Annotated in this window: 17 protein-coding genes; 8 read left to right on the top strand and 9 right to left on the bottom strand. The window is 66.8% G+C overall.

The features are described 5' to 3' along the window. Positions 1-110: 110 nt before the first annotated feature. Positions 111-2,726: a glycoside hydrolase family 3 protein gene (locus NEF64_RS08065; RefSeq protein WP_276576762.1), complete on the top strand. Its 2,616-nt coding sequence runs from the start codon at positions 111-113 to the stop codon at positions 2,724-2,726. Positions 2,727-2,748: 22 nt separating this feature from the next. Here NEF64_RS08065 and NEF64_RS08060 read toward each other — a convergent pair whose 3' ends face one another. Together NEF64_RS08060 and NEF64_RS08055 are read right to left on the bottom strand one after the other, a co-directional pair. Further along, positions 2,749-4,275, bottom strand: coding sequence for a hypothetical protein (locus NEF64_RS08060; protein WP_156360292.1), 1,527 nt, complete (start codon positions 4,273-4,275; stop codon positions 2,749-2,751). Between the two features lie 442 nt (positions 4,276-4,717). Then, positions 4,718-4,888: a hypothetical protein gene (locus tag NEF64_RS08055; RefSeq protein ID WP_156360293.1), complete on the bottom strand. Its 171-nt coding sequence runs from the start codon at positions 4,886-4,888 to the stop codon at positions 4,718-4,720. Positions 4,889-5,162: 274 nt separating this feature from the next. Here NEF64_RS08055 and paoA point away from each other — a divergent pair, with 274 nt between their 5' ends. The 4 genes from paoA (at position 5,163) to NEF64_RS08035 (ending at position 9,608) form a co-directional block, all read left to right on the top strand. Continuing rightward, entirely contained in the window at positions 5,163-5,804 is a 642-nt protein-coding gene (gene paoA, locus NEF64_RS08050) for an aldehyde dehydrogenase iron-sulfur subunit PaoA (protein ID WP_056405927.1), read from the top strand. Further along, complete coding sequence (locus NEF64_RS08045) at positions 5,801-6,751, top strand: FAD binding domain-containing protein (RefSeq protein WP_056405928.1); 951 nt, start codon at positions 5,801-5,803, stop codon at positions 6,749-6,751. Before paoA ends, NEF64_RS08045 begins: the two co-directional genes overlap by 4 nt. A 5-nt stretch (positions 6,752-6,756) precedes the next feature. After that, positions 6,757-8,958 carry an aldehyde oxidoreductase molybdenum-binding subunit PaoC gene (paoC, locus tag NEF64_RS08040; protein ID WP_056405929.1) on the top strand — a complete coding sequence of 734 codons (2,202 nt, stop codon included), beginning with the start codon at positions 6,757-6,759 and terminating at the stop codon, positions 8,956-8,958. Between the two features lie 125 nt (positions 8,959-9,083). After that, positions 9,084-9,608 (top strand): gamma carbonic anhydrase family protein, encoded by a 525-nt coding sequence (locus NEF64_RS08035; protein WP_056405930.1) that lies wholly within the window; start codon positions 9,084-9,086, stop codon positions 9,606-9,608. Between the two features lie 49 nt (positions 9,609-9,657). Here NEF64_RS08035 and NEF64_RS08030 read toward each other — a convergent pair whose 3' ends face one another. Then, positions 9,658-12,243, bottom strand: coding sequence for a M1 family metallopeptidase (locus tag NEF64_RS08030; protein ID WP_056405931.1), 2,586 nt, complete (start codon positions 12,241-12,243; stop codon positions 9,658-9,660). Positions 12,244-12,371: 128 nt separating this feature from the next. Here NEF64_RS08030 and NEF64_RS08025 point away from each other — a divergent pair, with 128 nt between their 5' ends. Continuing rightward, positions 12,372-13,346 carry an NAD(P)H-dependent flavin oxidoreductase gene (locus NEF64_RS08025; RefSeq protein WP_056405932.1) on the top strand — a complete coding sequence of 325 codons (975 nt, stop codon included), beginning with the start codon at positions 12,372-12,374 and terminating at the stop codon, positions 13,344-13,346. A 36-nt stretch (positions 13,347-13,382) separates the two neighbouring features. Here the strand turns inward: NEF64_RS08025 and NEF64_RS08020 are convergent, their stop codons facing one another. Both NEF64_RS08020 and NEF64_RS08015 read right to left on the bottom strand, forming a co-directional pair. Next, positions 13,383-13,844, bottom strand: a complete 462-nt coding sequence (locus NEF64_RS08020) for a DUF1465 family protein (protein WP_031441823.1) — start codon at positions 13,842-13,844, stop codon at positions 13,383-13,385. Positions 13,845-14,012: 168 nt separating this feature from the next. Continuing rightward, a complete protein-coding gene (locus tag NEF64_RS08015) occupies positions 14,013-14,210 on the bottom strand; it encodes a YdcH family protein (RefSeq protein ID WP_031393918.1) in 198 nt (65 codons plus the stop codon). A 219-nt stretch (positions 14,211-14,429) separates the two neighbouring features. Here NEF64_RS08015 and NEF64_RS08010 point away from each other — a divergent pair, with 219 nt between their 5' ends. Further along, positions 14,430-14,585 (top strand): YdcH family protein, encoded by a 156-nt coding sequence (locus NEF64_RS08010; RefSeq protein WP_081874429.1) that lies wholly within the window; start codon positions 14,430-14,432, stop codon positions 14,583-14,585. Between the two features lie 183 nt (positions 14,586-14,768). On the opposite strand, the gene NEF64_RS08005 is transcribed toward NEF64_RS08010, so the two are convergent. The 3 genes from NEF64_RS08005 to NEF64_RS07995 form a co-directional block, all read right to left on the bottom strand. Continuing rightward, positions 14,769-15,191, bottom strand: coding sequence for a PilZ domain-containing protein (locus NEF64_RS08005; RefSeq protein WP_235188463.1), 423 nt, complete (start codon positions 15,189-15,191; stop codon positions 14,769-14,771). An 87-nt stretch (positions 15,192-15,278) separates the two neighbouring features. After that, positions 15,279-15,740, bottom strand: a complete 462-nt coding sequence (gene dksA / locus NEF64_RS08000) for an RNA polymerase-binding protein DksA (protein ID WP_031393916.1) — start codon at positions 15,738-15,740, stop codon at positions 15,279-15,281. 523 nt (positions 15,741-16,263) lie between these two features. After that, positions 16,264-16,953, bottom strand: a complete 690-nt coding sequence (locus NEF64_RS07995) for a hypothetical protein (protein ID WP_235516327.1) — start codon at positions 16,951-16,953, stop codon at positions 16,264-16,266. A gap of 1 nt (position 16,954) precedes the next feature. Here NEF64_RS07995 and NEF64_RS07990 point away from each other — a divergent pair, with 1 nt between their 5' ends. Beyond that, entirely contained in the window at positions 16,955-17,209 is a 255-nt protein-coding gene (locus NEF64_RS07990) for a PEP-CTERM sorting domain-containing protein (protein ID WP_082446684.1), read from the top strand. Positions 17,210-17,286: 77 nt separating this feature from the next. Here the strand turns inward: NEF64_RS07990 and NEF64_RS07985 are convergent, their stop codons facing one another. Next, positions 17,287-17,727: a host attachment family protein gene (locus NEF64_RS07985; RefSeq protein ID WP_031441820.1), complete on the bottom strand. Its 441-nt coding sequence runs from the start codon at positions 17,725-17,727 to the stop codon at positions 17,287-17,289. Positions 17,728-17,760 lie beyond the last annotated feature (33 nt).

Below are 17,760 nucleotides of genomic sequence, written 5' to 3'. Positions count from 1 at the left end.
TGTAACGTAAATGATTTGCCCGACGCCCCGCTGCGGCGATAGCAGGGTGGCAATGCCCGGGGGCGTCGGCATCAGTCGAAGCGCTTCGAACCGGGATCAGGGAGATAAGGATGTCGACGGGTTTCTCATCGGTGACGATCGCACTGCTGCTACAGACCGCGGCCTCGCCGATCGCGTCGCGACCGCCAGCCTCGCCGCCCCCTGCCCCTGCCCCGACATCTACTCCAACATCTGCTCCGACATCTGCCGCGCCAGCCGCAAACCCGGCGTCCACACCGCTTTCGGCGGTCGCGAATCCAGGCCTCTGGCCGACCGCCAAGGCCATGCCTTTGCGCGCCGCGAAGATCGAAGCGCGGCTCGACGCGATCGTCGCGCGCATGTCGATCGAGGACAAGGTCGGCCAGCTGATCCAGGTCGACATCGCCAGCATCACCCCCGCGGACCTGCGCACCTACAAGCTCGGCTCGATCCTCAACGGGGGCAATTCGGGGCCGAACGGCGACGATCTCGCGCCGCCGATCGAGTGGCTGAAGCTCGCGGATGCCTTTTACGATGCGTCGATGGCGCGCAGCGACGGTCGGCCCGCCATTCCGGTGATCTGGGGCACCGACGCGGTGCACGGCAACAACAACATTCCCGGTGCGACGCTCTTCCCGCATAATATCGGCCTTGGTGCGACGCGCGACCGTGACCTGATGCGCGAGATCGGCCATGTGACCGCGATCGAGACCGCCGCCGCCGGGATCGACTGGACCTTCGCGCCGACGCTCGCGGTGGTCCGCGACGATCGCTGGGGCCGCACCTATGAAAGCTATTCGGAAGAACCCGCGGTCCAGACCGATTTCGCCGGCGCGGTGATCGAGGGCGTGCAGGGCAAGGTCGGCACCAGGGATTTCCTTGCCCCCGACCGCGTGATCGCGACGACCAAGCATTTCCTCGGCGACGGCGGCACCGGCGGGCGCGACCAGGGCGATGCACTGATCCCCGAAACGACGCTGCGCGACATTCATCTCGGTGGCTACCCCGCCGCGATCGAGGCAGGTACGCAATCGGTGATGGCGAGCTTCTCGAGCTGGAACGGCGCCAAGATGCACGGCAATAAGAGCCTGCTGACCGGCGTGCTCAAAGACCGGCTGCATTTCGACGGCTTCGTGGTCGGTGACTGGAACGGCCACGGCCAGGTCGAGGGCTGTTCGAACGAGAGCTGCGCTTCCGCGATCAATGCCGGGCTCGACATGTTCATGTATTCGGGCAGCGGCTGGAAGACGCTTTACGCCAACACGCTGAAACAGGCGCAGTCGGGCGAGATCTCTGCCGCGCGGCTTGACGACGCGGTTCGCCGCATCCTCCGCGTCAAGTTGCGCGCGGGCACGTTCGACCGCGGGCGGCCGTCGTCGCGCGCGCTTGCGGGCAAGATGGAGCGGATCGGCGCGGCCGACCACCGTGCGATCGCGCGGCGGGCGGTGCGCGAGTCACTGGTGCTGCTCAAGAACCAAGGCGGGCTGCTGCCGCTCAAACCCTCGGCCAACATCCTGGTCGCGGGCGGCGGTGCCGATGATATCGCGCAACAGGCGGGCGGCTGGTCGCTGACCTGGCAGGGTAGCGGCCTCACCAATGCGAACTTCCCCAATGCCCAGTCGATCTGGTCGGGCATCGACGCGGCGGTCAAGGCGGCGGGCGGCACCGCGACGCTGTCGGCGAACGGCAACTTCGCGAAGAAGCCCGATGCTGCGATCGTCGTGTTCGGCGAACAGCCCTATGCCGAGTTCAAGGGCGACCGCCCGACGCTCGACTATAGCCCCGACGACAAGGCCGATCTCGCGCTGCTCCGCAAGCTCAAGGCGGCGGGCGTGCCGGTGGTGGCGGTATTCCTCTCCGGACGACCGCTCTGGGTGAACGCCGAGCTCAATGCCGCCGATGCGTTCGTCGCGGCGTTCCTGCCGGGCAGCGAGGGCGGCGGCGTCGCCGACGTGCTGTTCCGCACCAAGGACGGGCGCATCGCGAACGACTTCCGCGGCAAGCTCAGCTTCTCCTGGCCCAAACGCCCCGATCAATATGTGCTCAACAGCACAGACCCCGGCTATGACCCGCTGTTCGCCTACGGCTATGGGTTGAGCTACGCCAAGCCGGGCACCGTCGCGAAGCTCGACGAGACGCGCCCCGCCGGACTCGCCGTGGCATCGAGCGGCATCGTGTTCGGCAAGGGTCGCGTCCCCGAAGGCTGGTCGCTCGTCCTCGCTGAACAGGGGCAGTCGAAAGTCCGCCTCCTCGGCGTCAATGCGACGACGACGAACCGGCGGCTCACCGCCTCGGCGGTCGACCGCCGCCGCCAGGAGGATGCACGCAGCCTCGTCTGGTCGGGCGGTGCGGCCGAGGCACGCATCGAGGCGGATCGTCCGCTCGATCTTACGCGGGAGAGCAATGGCGAGTTGAGCCTCGTCGTCGACCTGCGCGTCGATCGCGCCGCCAGCGCACCCGTCACGCTCGGCATGGTCGGCCATGACGGCGCCGTGGTGACCGTCCCGATCACCAGGACGCTAGCGACCGGTACGCCGGGCGAATGGCGCCAGGTCGTCGTGCCGCTGCAATGCTTTGCCAAGCGCGGTGTCGACATGGCGGATGTCACCGCGCCCTTCGTGCTGGCGACCGACGGCGCGCTTGGGGTGTCGGTATCCGACGTGCGGATCGATTCGGCGCCGGTGCCAATGACCCAGTGCGGCGACTGAGGTCGATCGGCGTCGCGGCCGCCTAGACTGCGTTCGCGTCCAGCGGCGTCTTTCGCGGTTGGAGGCGGAACGGATCGAACCCCTGCGGCAGCCCGACGCTGACGGGATTCGGCAGGATCCGCCCTACCCGCGTCGCCGCGGCGACGACGTCGGGCGCGGTCCGGACCGCGTCGTCGACCGGGTCCGTCAACCGGTCGAGCGGCGTCGTCGTTGCGGAGCCGGTCGGCTGGACATAGCGCAATGCCCAGTCGCGGGTCGTCTCGTCAGCGAGCCGGCGGATGACGAGCGCGCGTGCTGCGGCCGGGTCGCCCCGACAGACATACATCTGCATCGCGGCGCCCGGCACCAGCGCTTCGTCCAACAGCACCTCTGCGGTGACGGGTTCGGCGGCAGCGCTCTGGCTGGTGCGGGCGAGCGCACAGGCCTGCCAGGCTTTGACGAGCAGGACGGACGCGCGGTTGACGTTGCTCCCGTATCGTTTCGCCCGATCGAGAAAGACGTCGGCGCGCGTGAGGACCTGCGGCCAGTCGGTCTCCATTGCAGCAAGCGTCAGATAGGCGCCGTCGAGATTGAGGCCATTGCCCTGGTCCTCGGCCGGCACGGTCGTCGCGACCCTGGCAAGCAATGCCCGAGCCTCGTCATAGCGCCCTTGATGCGCCAGCGCCCTGGCGACGATCGGCGCGAGGAACACGCCCTCGCCCCGCGGCGCGCCCGCGGCCCGAGCCTCCACGGGCACCGCCGCCCCGGCCTCAATCCCGTCGAACATCGGCAGAAACAGGCCGAGCACCGCGGGATACGCCTCGAGGCGGGAAAGGCGACGCGCATAGGGCGTAGCGGTGTCGAAATCGGCAGCCGCCGCCCAGTCGCCGCGCAGCTCGTCGAGGTAGCGTCGCGACTGGGCGGCAAGATCGGCACCGGCCCACTCGGCGATCCGCGGCCAGAGCGGTGCATAGCGTCGGTCGATATAGAGTGTGAGCAGATCGTCCGGATCGCCGATCGTCGTGACGAGGTTTGCCGCCTCGTCAGTCGATGCGCCTGGCGACATCCGCATCGCCTCGCGCGTGCGGGACAAGGCTGCGGTCGAGCGCTCGGGCGCGAGCCCCGAACTGAAGCCGATCTCGCCAAGCCGGGCGTTGAGCCGGTCTGCCCGGCTCCGGTCGCCGATCTCGGTCAAACGCCCCGTCAACGCCATGACGACGTAGCGGTCGAAATGCCGCGTCATCTCAGGCGCAAGCCGGCTGGCCTGGAGGAGGAGATCCGCGGCGCGCTGCGGCGAACCGGAAAACGTATAGATGCCCGTCGCGACGAGTTTCGGCCGCGGATCATCCGGCAGAAGCCGCAGCGCCTCCTCGATCGCCGCGACCGCGGGGCCGGTCGCCTGCGCGCTTGCGAGAACACCGGCCCGCACCGTCTGCACCATGCCGCGCAGCGGCGTCGGCCGCGGCAGTTTGGCAAGGACCGCATCGAGCCGGGCGATGTCGGGCGATCGTCCGGCAATCGCCGACGCTGCCTCCGCCATCACCGCGCGATCTGCGGGATCGGTCGTCATCGCTAGGGGATCTGCGACCTGGGCGCGCGCCACCCCTGGGGTCATGCCATAAGCCATCGTCGCGGCGACCGCCGTTAGCGCCATTCCAGATCTGAAAATCGGTCTCATGCTGTTCCCCTCTGCACAGATCCGAGCACAGGGGGCGCAGACTGTCCATCGCTCCATCTCCGACTCTTTTTGACGTCGAGTCGCGGCACCGATGAAAGCGCGAGGACGCGGACTGCGCGCGCGCTGCAGCAACCGGCAGCGCGCACAGTCAGGACGAGCGACGCTGGTCACGGATCGCCGCCGTTATCGGCTGCCTTAACTGGCATCGGCCGCGCGCGAGCCTATCAAACGCCGAGATAAATCATGCCCAGACGGTCCAGCTAACGATCCTCAAGAACGGGACCTTTGCTGGCTCCACCACTGACGTGGTTTCGACCCGCCGAGCGCCAGACCCTCAGGCGGGGTCCGCGCTGCCCTGTTTGGTGATCGGATGGAGCGCGGCGCGCACATTGACCGACGTCAGCTCCTGTTCGATCCAGTCGACACAATCGCTGATCTTCGCGCCGACCAGCGCATTGCCGCCTTCGTCCGCGATGCGCAGCGCCTCCTCGAGGAGGAAAGCCATCGACCTTAGTCGAGCAACCGTCTGCGCGTAACTCTGCATCGCTCAATCCCTTGATCGTGATCATAACGATATCAGAATTGCGTGCGATTTGAAGGGTCAATGACGGTGTCGGATTGGGACTTTTGGCTTAGACCGTCGATTATTCCGGTCCCGCCCTATGGCGCGGCAGCCGCCTGATACCTATTTTTTCCGAGTTAGGGCGGATTCCGGCGTGGCGACGCAACCGGTTCCGTGGCGATCCGTTCGTTAGCGGATCAGGGAGCTTTAGATCTTTATGAACAGCAATGACGGATTTCCCGTATCGCGCCGTGGCGTGATCGCGGGTGGCGTAGCGACCGCGACCCTGACCGGGACCCCGGTGGGTGCGCAGGTGGCGGCACCGCAACAGACCCCGCCGACGACGATGCCGGTGACGCTCAAGGTCAATGGTCGCAATACCCTGATCGAGGTCGATATGCGGACGACTTTGCTCGACGCATTGCGCGAGAAGATGAAGCTTACGGGCACGAAGAAGGGCTGTGATCACGGCCAGTGCGGCGCCTGCACGGTCATCGTCGAGGGCCGGCGGATCAACAGCTGTCTGACGCTCGCGGTGATGCACGAGGGCGACTCGATCACCACGATCGAGGGTCTGGGCACGCCGGAGAAGCTGCACGCGATGCAGGCCGCCTTCGTCAAGCATGACGGCTATCAGTGCGGCTATTGCACGCCGGGCCAGATCTGCTCCGCGGTCGCGACGCTCAACGAGATCAAGGAAGGCATCCCCAGCCATGCCACCGGCGACATCGCCGCCAAGCCGAAGGTGACGACCGCCGAACTCCAGGAGCGGATGAGCGGCAATATCTGTCGCTGCGGCGCCTATTCGAACATCATCGACGCAATCCACGACGTCGCCGGCACGGAGCGCATGGCATGAAGGCCTTTACCTTCGAACGCGCCAAGACCGCGAGCGCCGCCGCGGCAGCTGCCGTCCGCACTCCTGGCGCCAAGTTCATCGCGGGCGGGACCAACCTGCTCGACCTGATGAAGCTGCAGATCGAGACGCCGCAGCATCTGATCGACGTCAATGGTCTCGATCTCGACACGATCGCACCGACCAGCGACGGCGGCCTGCGGATCGGTGCGCTGGTCCGCAACACCGACCTCGCCGCCGACGCCCGCGTTCGCAAGGATTACGGCGTGCTCAGCCGGGCACTGGTGTCGGGCGCGTCCGGCCAGCTGCGCAACAAGGCGACCACCGCGGGCAACCTGCTCCAGCGGACCCGCTGCCCCTATTTCTACGACACGACCAAACCCTGCAACAAACGCCAGCCGGGCAGCGGCTGCGCGGCAATCGGTGGCTTCAACCGCAATCTCGCGGTCATGGGCACCAGCGATGCGTGCATCGCGACGCACCCGAGCGACATGGCAGTCGCGATGCGGGTGCTCGATGCGACCGTCGAGACGGTCAATTCGGCCGGCCAGACGCGCGCCATCCCGATCGCCGACTTCCACCGGTTGCCGGGCACGACGCCGCATATCGAGACCGCGCTCGCCCCGGGTGAGCTGATCACCGCAGTCACGCTGCCAAAGCCGATTGGCGGCACGCACATCTACCAGAAGGTGCGTGACCGTGCCTCCTACGCGTTCGCTTTGGTGTCGGTCGCGGCGGTCGTCCAGCCCGATGGCCGCGGGCGCCTTGCCTTTGGCGGCCTCGCGCACAAGCCGTGGCGGGTCGAAGCTGCCGAGGCGCAACTGCCCAAGGGTGCCAAGGCCACGGCCGCGGCCGTTCTGGCTGGCGCCCGCACGACGTCGCAAAATGCATTCAAGCTGCCGCTGATCGAACGCACGATCCACGCAGTGCTCGAAGAAGCGAAGGCCTGATCGCCATGAAGTTCGACACCCCCGCAACGACCAACCCGATCGACCGCATGAAGGTCGTCGGCCAACCGGTCGACCGCATCGACGGCAAGCGCAAGACCACCGGAACCGCGCGCTATGCCTATGAACGCAACGACGCCGCCCCCAGCGCGGTCTATGGCTATATCGTCGGTGCCGCGATCGCCAAGGGCCGGATCGAGCGGATCGACTCTGCCGAAGCCAAGGCTGCACCGGGCGTCCTCGCCGTCGTGACGCACGAAAATGCCGGTACGGTGGCCAAGGCGCAGGCGCATACCGCGCGCATGCTCGCGGGCCCCGACGTCCAGCATTTCGACCAGGCCGTCGCGATCGTGGTCGCGTCGACGTTCGAACAGGCGCGCGCTGCCGCCAAGCTGGTCCGCGTCACCTATGCCCGCAGCGCAGGGAAGTTCGATCTCGCCGCGGAGAAATCCGCCGCGGTGAAGCCGAAGGACGGCAAGCCCGATACCGCGATCGGCGACTTCGCCGGCGCGTTTGCCAAGGCCCCGGTCAAGCTCGACCAGACCTATACCACGCCCGATCAGAGCCATGCGATGATGGAACCGCATGCGACCACCGCTGCGTGGACGGGGTCGAAGCTGACCCTGTGGACGTCGAACCAGATGCTCAACTGGGCGGTGCGCGACATGAGCGAGACGCTCGGCATTCCCAAGGAGGACATCCACGTCCTGTCGCCCTTCGTCGGCGGCGGCTTCGGGTCGAAGCTCTGGATCCGCAGCGATGCGGTGATGGCCGCGCTCGCCTCGCGCGCGATCGGCGGCAAGCCCGTCAAGGTCGCGCTGACCCGTCCGCAGATCATGAACAACACCACGCACCGTCCGGCGACGATCCAGCGGCTGCGGATCGGCGCGCGCAAGGACGGCACGATCACCGCGATCGCGCATGAAAGCTGGTCGGGCGATCTCCCCGGCGGTGGACCCGAGACTGCGCCGAACGTCACCCGGCTGCTCTATGCAGGCGCGAACCGGATGACCGCGACGCGGCTCGCGACGCTCGACCTTCCCGAGGGCAACGCGATGCGCGCCCCCGGCGAGGCGGTCGGGCTGCTCGCGCTCGAGGCGGCGATGGACGAGCTTGCCGAGACGCTGAAGATGGATCCGGTCCAGCTGCGCATCGTCAACGACACGCAGGTCGATCCCGAATCGCCCAAGCGCGCCTTCTCGCAACGCGATCTCGTCGGCTGTCTCAGGACGGGCGCGGAGCGGTTCGGCTGGAACAAGCGCAATCCCGTACCGGGCCAGGTCCGCGAAGGCCGCTGGCTCATCGGCATGGGCATGGCGTCCGCCTTCCGTGACAATGTCACGATGAAGTCGGGCGCGCGCGTCGGCATCGACAAGAAGGGCGTCGTCACCGTCGCCACCGACATGACCGACATCGGCACCGGCAGCTACACGATCATCGCGCAGACCGCGGCCGAGATGATGGGCGTCCCGCTCGACAAAGTGATCGTCCTGCTCGGTGACAGCAGCTTCCCCGTCTCGTCCGGCTCGGGCGGCCAATGGGGCGGCAACAGCTCGACTGCGGGCGTCTATGCCGCCTGTTCGGCCCTGCGCGACAGCGTCGCACGCAAGCTCGGCTTCGACCCGACCGACATCGTCTTCGAGGACGGCAAGGTGAAGTCGGGCAACCGCAGCGTCTCGCTCGCCGAGGCGGCGGGCGATGCGGGCCTGTCGGCGGAGGATTCGATCGAGTTCGGCGATCTGACCAAGACCTATGCGCAGTCGACCTTCGGCGCGCATTTCGTCGAGGTCGCGGTCGATTCGGCGACCGGCGAGGTTCGGGTACGCCGGATGAGCGGTGCGTTTGCCGCCGGACGAATCCTCAACCCCAAATCGGCGCGCAGCCAGGTCATCGGTGCGATGACCATGGGTGTCGGTGCGGCACTGATGGAGGATGCGGTCGTCGACAAAAGGTTCGGCTATTTCGTCAATCACGACATGGCCGAATATCATGTCCCGGTGCATGCCGACGTGCCCTATCAGGACGTGTTCTTCATGAACGAGACCGATGCCAAGTCGTCACCGATGAAGGCCAAGGGTGTCGGCGAGCTCGGCATCTGCGGCGTCGGCGCTGCGGTCGCGAACGCGGTCTACAATGCCTGTGGCGTCCGGATCCGCGAATATCCGCTGACGCTCGACAAGGTGATCAAGGGCATGCCGCCCGTCGCCTGACGGCCTGTCCTGCCGCCCTTGCAGACGATCCCGCCGTATCGCAGACATCGAACCGATGATCTGCGGTGCGGCGGTGTCGTTTCGGGCTTCGTCGCAGCCCGCGGGTTCGACGGAGAGACTTTGCGATGCCGCTTTATGCCCTGGGCGACAAACGCCCCACCTGCCACCCGACCGCCTGGGTCGCGCCCAGCGCCGATCTGATCGCCGACGTCCAGCTGGCCGAGGCGGCAAGTGTCTGGTTCGGGGCGGTCGTCCGCGCGGACAATACGCCGATCGTCATAGGCGCGCGGAGCAACATCCAGGAGGGCGCGATGCTCCATTCGGATCCCGGCGCGCCGCTTCGGATCGGCGAGGATTGCACGATCGGCCATCACGCCATCCTTCACGGCTGCACGGTCGGCGACCGGTCGCTGATCGGCATGGGGGCGATCCTGCTCAACCATGCGGTGATCCCGGAGGACTGCATCGTCGGCGCCGGCGCGCTCGTCACCGAGGGCAAGACCTTCCCCGCGGGCAGCCTGATCATCGGCAGCCCGGCGCGTGCGGTCCGGCAGCTCGATGAACAGGCGATCGCGGCGCTCCGCGTTTCCGCCCAGCATTATGTCGAGAAGGCCCGCGCCTGCGCAACCGGACTGACGCGCATCGACTAGGGGTGAGCACCGGATCCCGGGACATCGCCCGGGATCCGGCGCCGTTGTGTCAGCCGGCGACCCATTTGGTGACGGCGGAACGCAGCTGGTCGGCGGCGGCCTTGCGGACCGCGATCGTCGACAGTGACCGCGTCACGCCGCCCCGCGACGAGGCGGGCAGATACTTGTCCGCAAAGGCGCTGATCTTCCCCGGCATCGCCGGATCGTTCGAGCCCGCGCCGAGCCCGACGATATAGCCCGATCGCGTGCTCGCCTCGAGGAAGCTCTCGACCAGCTCACGGTTCGCGACCGCCCAGTCGAACGCCAGGTCGGGATGCGCCCCTGCGACCGCGCGGAGCAGCCCGGCCTTTTGCGGCGCGGAGATCGTGTCGGTCTTAAGCAGCGCGAGCGCCCGCCCCGCAGTTGCGGGATCACGCGCGGCCCCGAGCAGCGTCACGAACCGGTTCTTGGCAACCGGGCTAGTCTCCGCCTTGGCGAGCGCAAGCAGCGCATCCCATTCCGCCGGGGTCGCATTGACCGCATAGGTCGACAGGATCGGCTGGCGGATCGCCGGCGGGATCGCGGTCGGATCGGTCGCCAGCGCCGCGACATAGCGCCGCGCGCGGTCCGCGACGCCCGTATCGCCATTGGTGCCGAGCCGCCCGACCAGCGTCTCGCGCAAATTGCTCGTCAGTGGCGATTCGCCCGCTTTAGCCTCGAAGCCGATCCGCGCGAGCACGGGGCCGAGGATCGCGACCGACCGCGCGCGCAGCGGCGCCTCGAGCGGGGTGTCGTCGTACAGCCCGGTGATCCGGCCGAGCGCACCTGCGATCGACGACCATTCGAGCGGATCCGCGTCCGGCCCGACCTTGTCCATCACCGCGAAATAGCGCGACAGGTCCTGATAGCCGCCCGCCGCGAGTGCGAAATCATCGCCGAGCGTACCCAGCCGGTCGGCGAGGTCTAGTCTGGCATAGTCGCGGACGATCGCGGCATGCCCCGCATCGTCGTACATCACGCGGGTATAGCTACCCTTGCCGCGGTTGAGGACGACCGTACCGCATCCCCGGATCGTGACTCGCGACGACGCTGCGCCGGTGACGATCGTCGCCGTCTGCGCACCGCCGAGATTGCCCACGACCAGCGGCACGTGCCAGGTCTGCGGCGTCTTCGATGCCGCATCCAGCCCGAACCGCCCCTGCGTCAGCGTCGCGGTGGTGACGCCGCCGTTGCAGGTCGCGCCCGTCATCGTCACCAGCGGCACGCCGCCCTGCAAGGTGAAGTCGTGCGCGATCTCGGCGACCGGCTTGCCGGCTGCCGCGGACAGTTCGGCCCAGAGCTGTTCGGTGACCGTGTTGCCGTATTTATACTTGGCCATGTAGCTGCGGATGCCCTTGCGGAACACGTCGGGGCCGAGCGTTGATTCGAGCATGCCGATCACGGCCTGCCCCTTCGAATAGGTGATGCCGTCGAACGCTTCGCCGATCTGGTCGACGGTCTCGACCTTGCGGATGATCGGGTGCGTCGCGGACGTTGCGTCGATCCCCATCGCCCCCTCGCGCTCGCCCGACACCGCGGCCGCCTCAGATTTCCACGCTGGCACGAGCACGCCGCTCGACTTGCCCTCCATCCACGAGGCGAACCCCTCGTTCAGCCACAGATCGTCCCACCAGGCCATCGTCACCAGATCGCCGAACCACTGGTGCGCCATTTCATGCGCGACGACGGTGTAGATGCGCTGCTTCGCGCTTTCGGTCGCGCGCTTGGGATCGAACAGCAATTCGTTCTCGAAATAGAAGATCGCGCCCCAATTCTCCATCGCGCCGAAGAACTGGCTCGATCCCGGCCCCGCGATCATGTCCATCTTGGGCAGCGGATAGGGCTGGCCGAAATAGTCGTTGTAATAGGCGAGCAGGTCCTTCGCGGCGGCGAGCGCATAGTCGCCCTGGTCGACGACGCCCTTGCGGCTGATGATGCCGATCTCGGTCTTGCCGGCCATCAGAGTCTTGCGCTCCATGTCCCCCATGCCGAGGAACAGCAGATAGCTCGACATCAGCGGCGTCTCGCCGAACTTGTAGAGCTGCGTGCCGTCCGCCTGCTTCGTGATCGCCGTGGCAGGCATGTTCGAGAATGCAAGCTGCGCGCCCGGCGCGACCGCGGACAGGCGGAACTTCGCCTTGAACGCGGGCTCGTCCCACATCGGTGCGAACCGGCGCGCGTCGGGGGCCTCGAACTGCGTCGCGAGCATCCGCGACGACGACCCGTCGGCATTGGCATAGTCGATCGCGAACAGCCCGGACGCGGACTGGTTGATCTTGCCCGTCCAGGCAAAGGCCAGGCTGTGCCGCCCGACGCTCGCCGCCGCGGGCAGCGTCACCGTGAGCAGCTGCGCGGCAGCGTCCGCCTTCATGGTGGCGGGGCGGCCGTCGAACGTCGCTGAAGTGACGTTGAGATCCGCCGCGTTCAGCTGGATCGTCCGGGTCGCCTGCTTGACGTCGATGGTCACCGTCTCGGTGCCGCTGAACGTCATCGCCTTCGCATCCGGGCGTACCTGGATATCGTACAGAATCGGCACGACGCTGCGCGGCAACTGACGTGCGGCAAGCGCGGGCGCAGACACGGACAGCGCCAGCAGGGCGGCAACGGCAAACTTCATGGCGGCACATCTCCGGAACATTCTATGCCGACCGCTCTAAGCATTTGCGGTCACATGGCAATCACACGTGACTGCCGCTCTAACCAGAGTGCTAGCGCAGCCGTTTCGGCTGCGCTATGAAACGCGCCATGACCGTACCCGCTATTCTAAAGAGCCTGCGCCTGCCCGTGATCGGGTCGCCGCTGTTCATCATTTCCGGACCCGACCTGGTGATCGCCCAGTGCAAGGCGGGGATCGTCGGGTCCTTCCCGGCGCTCAATGCGCGACCGCAGGCGATGCTCGACGAATGGCTGCACCGGATCACCGAGGAACTGAGCGCGCACAACCGCGCCAATCCCAACCGTCCGGCGGCACCGTTCGCCGTCAATCAGATCGTCCACAAGTCGAACGACCGGCTCGAACGCGATCTCGAAACCTGTGCCAAATGGCAGGTGCCGATCGTCATTACCTCGCTCGGCGCACGCGAGGATCTGAACACTGCAGTGCATGGCTGGGGCGGGATCACGCTGCACGACGTCATCGACGACCGGTTCGCGCGCAAGGCGATCGAAAAGGGTGCCGACGGCCTGATCGCGGTCGCCGCGGGCGCCGGCGGCCATGCCGGGCGACTGTCGCCGTTTGCGATCATCCAGGAGATTCGCCAGTGGTTCGACGGTCCGCTCGCGCTGTCGGGCGCGATCGCGACCGGCGACGCGGTGCTCGCGGCGCAGGCGATGGGCGCCGATTTCGGCTATATCGGCTCGCCCTTCATCGCGACCGTCGAGGCGAATGCCGACCAGGCCTATAAGGACGGCATCGTCGCGGGGCGCGCGGCGGACATCGTCTATTCGAACCTGTTCACCGGCGTGCACGGCAATTACCTGCGCGCGTCAATCGTCGCGGCGGGGATGGATCCCGATGCGCTGCCCGAGGGCGATCTGAAGACGATGAACTTCGGGGCCGGCGCCAATGCCGAGGGTGGATCGAAGCCCAAGGCGTGGAAGGATATCTGGGGATCGGGCCAGGGGATCGGCGCGGTCACCGCAGTCGAGAGCGTCGCCGACCGCGTCGACCGGCTCGAGCGCGAATATCGCGCGGCACGCACCCGGCTTGGCCTCGCCTAGGCCAGGCTCGTCTGGCGGTACGCCCCGCCAGCGGCATTAGAGGACGCGGGCGAGGCGATCCTGCATCGACAAGGCGGGGCTGGCGGCGGGCCGTGGCGCATCGAGCGCGGCGTCAAGCAGCGCGACGCGCCGGTGAAGCTGCATGCTCGCGGTGATCAACGCCCTCGCGCTGGGCGGAAACGCCGCCAGCATCGCGTCATCGGTCACCGGCGCCTCGCCGAGCCGCCGCGCCGGATCCAGCGCCTCGCCCCGCGTGAGTTCACCCGCCTGGACCGCGCGCTGCGTCAGCAACCACGCGAGGACATGGAGCAACCGGGTCGTGACCTTGAGCGATTCACAGCTCAGGCTGACGCGGACGAGCGGTTCGAGCCCGTCCCGGTCGGTCCGTCCCGTATCGTCGAAATAGGCCCGGGCCTCTTCGGCCAGCCGCATCGCCTCACGGTACAGCGCACCGATCATGCGGTCTTGCAGGGGCAGTTCGGGCGGTCGACCAATCATTCTGCCCGACTGCCATAGCCGCATCGCCGCGCCCATCGGGAAAACGCATCGATGCGCCAGGATGTGTCCCGAAACGCGCCGCTTCGATCGACCGCTCCATCTATATTATGACGCAATTTGAAGGCGCTGGCCGAAATCACGCCCCGCATCCGCGCGTGCTCGGACGGATCAGGCGATGATGTCGGGGATCAACTGGTCCTCGAACGCGGCAATTTCGTCGCGCAGCCGCAGCTTGCGCTTCTTGAGCCGGGCGATCTGCAGCTGGTCGGGAACGGTGAGCGACCAGAGCGCGGCGATCGCCGAATCGAGGTCGCGATGCTCGGTCCGGATTTCGTCCAGCCGGACCCTGATCTGTGCCTCGTCCACCATCATGTCCTTCGCCCACCCCTGCTACGCAGTCCTTAGCAAATGCGTGGCATTGCGCGAGCACCAAACTGCCCGACGCGCGCCGTCCGTGGTCACAGGACTCGGCCCGTCGCACGCGACGGCTCGCCCGGTCGATTCACCAATCTTCGTTAAAGACTTTTAGCTGGGGCGATGGTTTACTCAGCACCCCAACACGAATGCAGAAGGAGTTTTTCCACCATGCAAACGACGCACCAGGCTGCGCTGGAAACCAAGCATCAAATGCTCGACCGCCGGATTTCCGAAGAGGTACACCGGCCCATGCCCGACGCGCTGGCGCTCGCAGGATTGAAGAAGCAGAAGCTTCGCCTGAAGGAAGAACTCGCCAACCTCTAGACCCCACGCCGTTCGTGGCGGCGGGCGATCGGCCTGTCGTCACGCGGTTCCGGCTTTTCCGATTCCTTCCCCCTCGGGAAAGCCGGACTGGCGGGGTGCCGGATACGCCACCACCGCCTCTTTAGTCAGCCCCTATTCAACCGTTACCGGCAACCTAACGATGCCCCGCTCTGCCGAACGAGGTCACCGCGACCGCGGCTCCCGGAACACGATCGGCTTGGCAAAGGTCGGCGTCGTCTGCCCCTGCCCGACCGACTTGCGCGCCTTCATCGGGTCGATCGTCTCGTCGAGCGCGATTCCCAGACGGCCCTGCGTGCACCACGCCACCCGTCCGGTAACCTCACCAATCCCGCGCAGGTCGATCGTGACCGGCGTATCGACGGCGAGCGGCCGATCGAACTCGATCATCAGCCCGCCTTCGGACAGGTTGCGGACCCGCACCTCGTACACACCCGCACCGTCGGCATAGCTGAACCGCGCAATCATCAGCAGGCTGTCACGAACCGGCCGGTTCTGGCCCGGGTCTGCGCTATCCTCGACGGACTCCCCGGCGCCGGCCCCTGCCGCACCCTCGGCGCCCAACGACCCTTGGTTTCTCATGTCCATCCGTGTTCCTGTGTCCCGACGTCGAGATATGCGTCGCATATATCAGAAGGCGGACCACGTGCCTATGCGCTGTTCGCCGATCCGATATCAGTCCTCGCGGGAGATTTTTTCGTTGCGCTCGTGGCGTTCCTGCGCCTCCACGGTCATCGTCGCGATCGGCCGCGCCTCGAGGCGGGCCAGGCTGATCGGTTCGCCCGTGACTTCGCAATAGCCATATTCGCCATCGTCGATCCGGCGGATCGCCGCCTCGATCTTCGAGACGAGCTTGCGCTGGCGATCCCGGGTCCGCAGTTCGATCGACCAGTCGGTTTCGCTCGACGCACGGTCGGTCAGATCCGCCTCGCGCAGCGAATCGACCTGGAGCTGCGACAGGGTTTCCTGCGATTCCCGCAGGATAGCGTCCTTCCACTGCTGCAGCTTCTGCCGGAAATAGGCCTGCTGACGCAGGCTCATGAACGGCTCGTCGGCCGTCGGTCGATAGCCGTCGGCATCATTGGCTGCTGCAAGATTGGTACCGTGCTCGTCTACGCGATTCATTACCGTTGCCATACCACTCTCCCTCTGGCCGGTCGGCGCGAAAAGCCGCGTCTCGAAGCCACCCCCAAATGGTGAAAGGGCCTATAGTCTTACGTGTTCCGGACCACAAGCGAGCAGACTTGCGCTTGGATCGATAATGAAGACACATTCTTGCGTACCGATGCATCCGGGTTACACCGCCCGCCTACGGCCTCAGCGAGTCCCGCGAACGAGCCCGTCGCCATGATCCTAGATGCGACAACTGTCCCGCCACGGCACGGTCTGCGTATTGAGCGCCCCGCCCGTCGCGATATTGTAAGAATGACCACCAGATCACGTCATGGGCGCTTGCGCTTAACGCTTTGTTTTGCGCTTTGTGCGAACACGGTGTCCGAGTGCCGTGAACGCGATCCGACGTCGTCTGCGCGTCGGCAACGAGAGAGACTTTGAGTATGTCGGTGCGGATGGCCTTGGCCAAATTATGCGCGTGTGCCTGCGGAGGCGCGATCATCGGCGGCGGCGCCGTCCATGTCGCCGAGCGTCCGAAGCGCGCGATTCAGGCCAAGACGATGACAAAGCGCGTTGTCCCCCGCCAAATTGGCGCCGTCGCCCGTCCGCGCATCCGTCGCGTCGTCACCACACGCACCACCGCCTGCGCGCCGGCCATGGTGACGGTCGCCAACGCGCCCCCGGTGCCCGTGGGGTTCGCCGACCCGTTCGTGGGCGGCGCCGGCAGCCCGACCGCCGTGCCGGTAAACAGCGGCGGCGGCTTTTTCGGCGGCGGCGGCCCGGGTGGAGGCTTTGGCGGCGGCGGCTTTGGCGGCGGTTTCTTCGGCGGTGGCGGCTCGGGCGGCAGCATCGTCATCTCGTCGACTTCGAGCGGGGGCTCGTCGAGCACGAGCGGCGGTTCATCGAGCACGAGCGGCGGCTCGACCTCGAGCGGTGGCGTCAGCAGCACCTCGTCGACCGGCGGGTCATCCACCGGCGGGTCATCCACGGGCGGATCATCGACGGGCGGATCGTCGTCCAGCACCGGCGGCGCGTCGGTGTCGAGCACCTCGTCGTCCGCCAGCGGCGGGAGCAGCGGTAACGTATCCTCCTCGTCGAGCGGGAACGTATCGTCGTCGTCCAGCGGTAACGTGTCCTCCTCGTCCAGCGGCAATGTCTCGTCCTCGTCCAGCGGGAACGTGTCTTCCTCGTCCAGCGGCAACGTCGCGTCGTCGACCAGCAGCAGCTCGGGCGGCACCGTGTCGTCGACCAGCAGCGGATCGAGCTCGACCTCGTCGTCGAGCTATGGATCGAGCAGCGCAGGCTGGAGCAGCAATGGCGGCTGGAGCTCGAACGGCGGCTGGCATGGCTCGAACGGCGGCGGCAATGGCAGCACCGGCTCGAGCGGCGGGCCACCCGCCCCCGTTCCGGCACCCCCGATGGTGCTGCTGTTCGGCGCCGCGGCCGCGGCCCTCGTCGCGCGTCGGCGGTTCACCAAGCGCGCCGCCGACTGATCGCGCATAAATCTCGGACATGAAAAAAGGCCCGCAACAACGTGTTGCGGGCCTTTTCAACTATTGGGTGGCAACGGTCAGGCGTTCTTGAGCGCCGTCTCGATGTCGGCAATCGGATGCCCGGTGAGATCCTTCGCAAGCTCGCCCGCCAGCCTGCTGCTGACCGCCTTGTGATAATGTTTGCGCATCTCCCCCAGTGTCTTGGGCGGTGCGACGATGACGAGCGAATCGAAGTCGTTCTTCAACGCGCGCGTCTTGAGCAGTTCGGCTGCGTCGGCGGCGAACCGGTCTTCCTCGATCTGATGGAAATCGGTGGGTTCGACCGAGCTCTGCGCGGCACCCTGCGGGGACGAGGCGCGGCCGGCCGAGTCGGTCGCCTGGTCGCGCGTCGCGGGGTTCTCCTGCTCGACCGCCTCTTCGACGACCAGGTTAGGAAAGGCGGCATCGCCCTCGTTGCGCAGGAACAACATCTTGCGGCCATCGGCGACCATGACGACGGACTTGTGCGGAAGATCCACGGGCTTTCTCCTCTTTGATCTGTGCCTCTGCCC

Source organism: Sphingomonas aerolata (genome assembly GCF_023935825.1).
Classification (GTDB): domain Bacteria; phylum Pseudomonadota; class Alphaproteobacteria; order Sphingomonadales; family Sphingomonadaceae; genus Sphingomonas; species Sphingomonas aerolata.
The sequence above is the reverse complement of the archived record's forward strand: the minus strand, read 5'-3'. Positions and strand labels throughout refer to the sequence as shown.

Excerpts from the sequence above, each read along its gene's own strand:
- paoA (WP_056405927.1), top strand. The coding sequence starts at position 5,163 with ATGAACAGCAATGACGGATTTCCCGTATCGCGCCGTGGCGTGATCGCG.
- NEF64_RS08010 (WP_081874429.1), top strand. The coding sequence starts at position 14,430 with ATGCAAACGACGCACCAGGCTGCGCTGGAAACCAAGCATCAAATGCTC.
- dksA (WP_031393916.1), bottom strand. The coding sequence starts at position 15,740 with ATGGCAACGGTAATGAATCGCGTAGACGAGCACGGTACCAATCTTGCA.
- NEF64_RS08005 (WP_235188463.1), bottom strand. The coding sequence starts at position 15,191 with ATGGACATGAGAAACCAAGGGTCGTTGGGCGCCGAGGGTGCGGCAGGG.
- NEF64_RS08055 (WP_156360293.1), bottom strand. The coding sequence starts at position 4,888 with ATGGCTTTCCTCCTCGAGGAGGCGCTGCGCATCGCGGACGAAGGCGGC.
- NEF64_RS08045 (WP_056405928.1), top strand. The coding sequence starts at position 5,801 with ATGAAGGCCTTTACCTTCGAACGCGCCAAGACCGCGAGCGCCGCCGCG.
- NEF64_RS08030 (WP_056405931.1), bottom strand. The coding sequence starts at position 12,243 with ATGAAGTTTGCCGTTGCCGCCCTGCTGGCGCTGTCCGTGTCTGCGCCC.
- paoC (WP_056405929.1), top strand. The coding sequence starts at position 6,757 with ATGAAGTTCGACACCCCCGCAACGACCAACCCGATCGACCGCATGAAG.
- NEF64_RS08035 (WP_056405930.1), top strand. The coding sequence starts at position 9,084 with ATGCCGCTTTATGCCCTGGGCGACAAACGCCCCACCTGCCACCCGACC.
- NEF64_RS08020 (WP_031441823.1), bottom strand. The coding sequence starts at position 13,844 with ATGATTGGTCGACCGCCCGAACTGCCCCTGCAAGACCGCATGATCGGT.
- NEF64_RS08065 (WP_276576762.1), top strand. The coding sequence starts at position 111 with ATGTCGACGGGTTTCTCATCGGTGACGATCGCACTGCTGCTACAGACC.
- NEF64_RS08060 (WP_156360292.1), bottom strand. The coding sequence starts at position 4,275 with ATGACGACCGATCCCGCAGATCGCGCGGTGATGGCGGAGGCAGCGTCG.
- NEF64_RS08025 (WP_056405932.1), top strand. The coding sequence starts at position 12,372 with ATGACCGTACCCGCTATTCTAAAGAGCCTGCGCCTGCCCGTGATCGGG.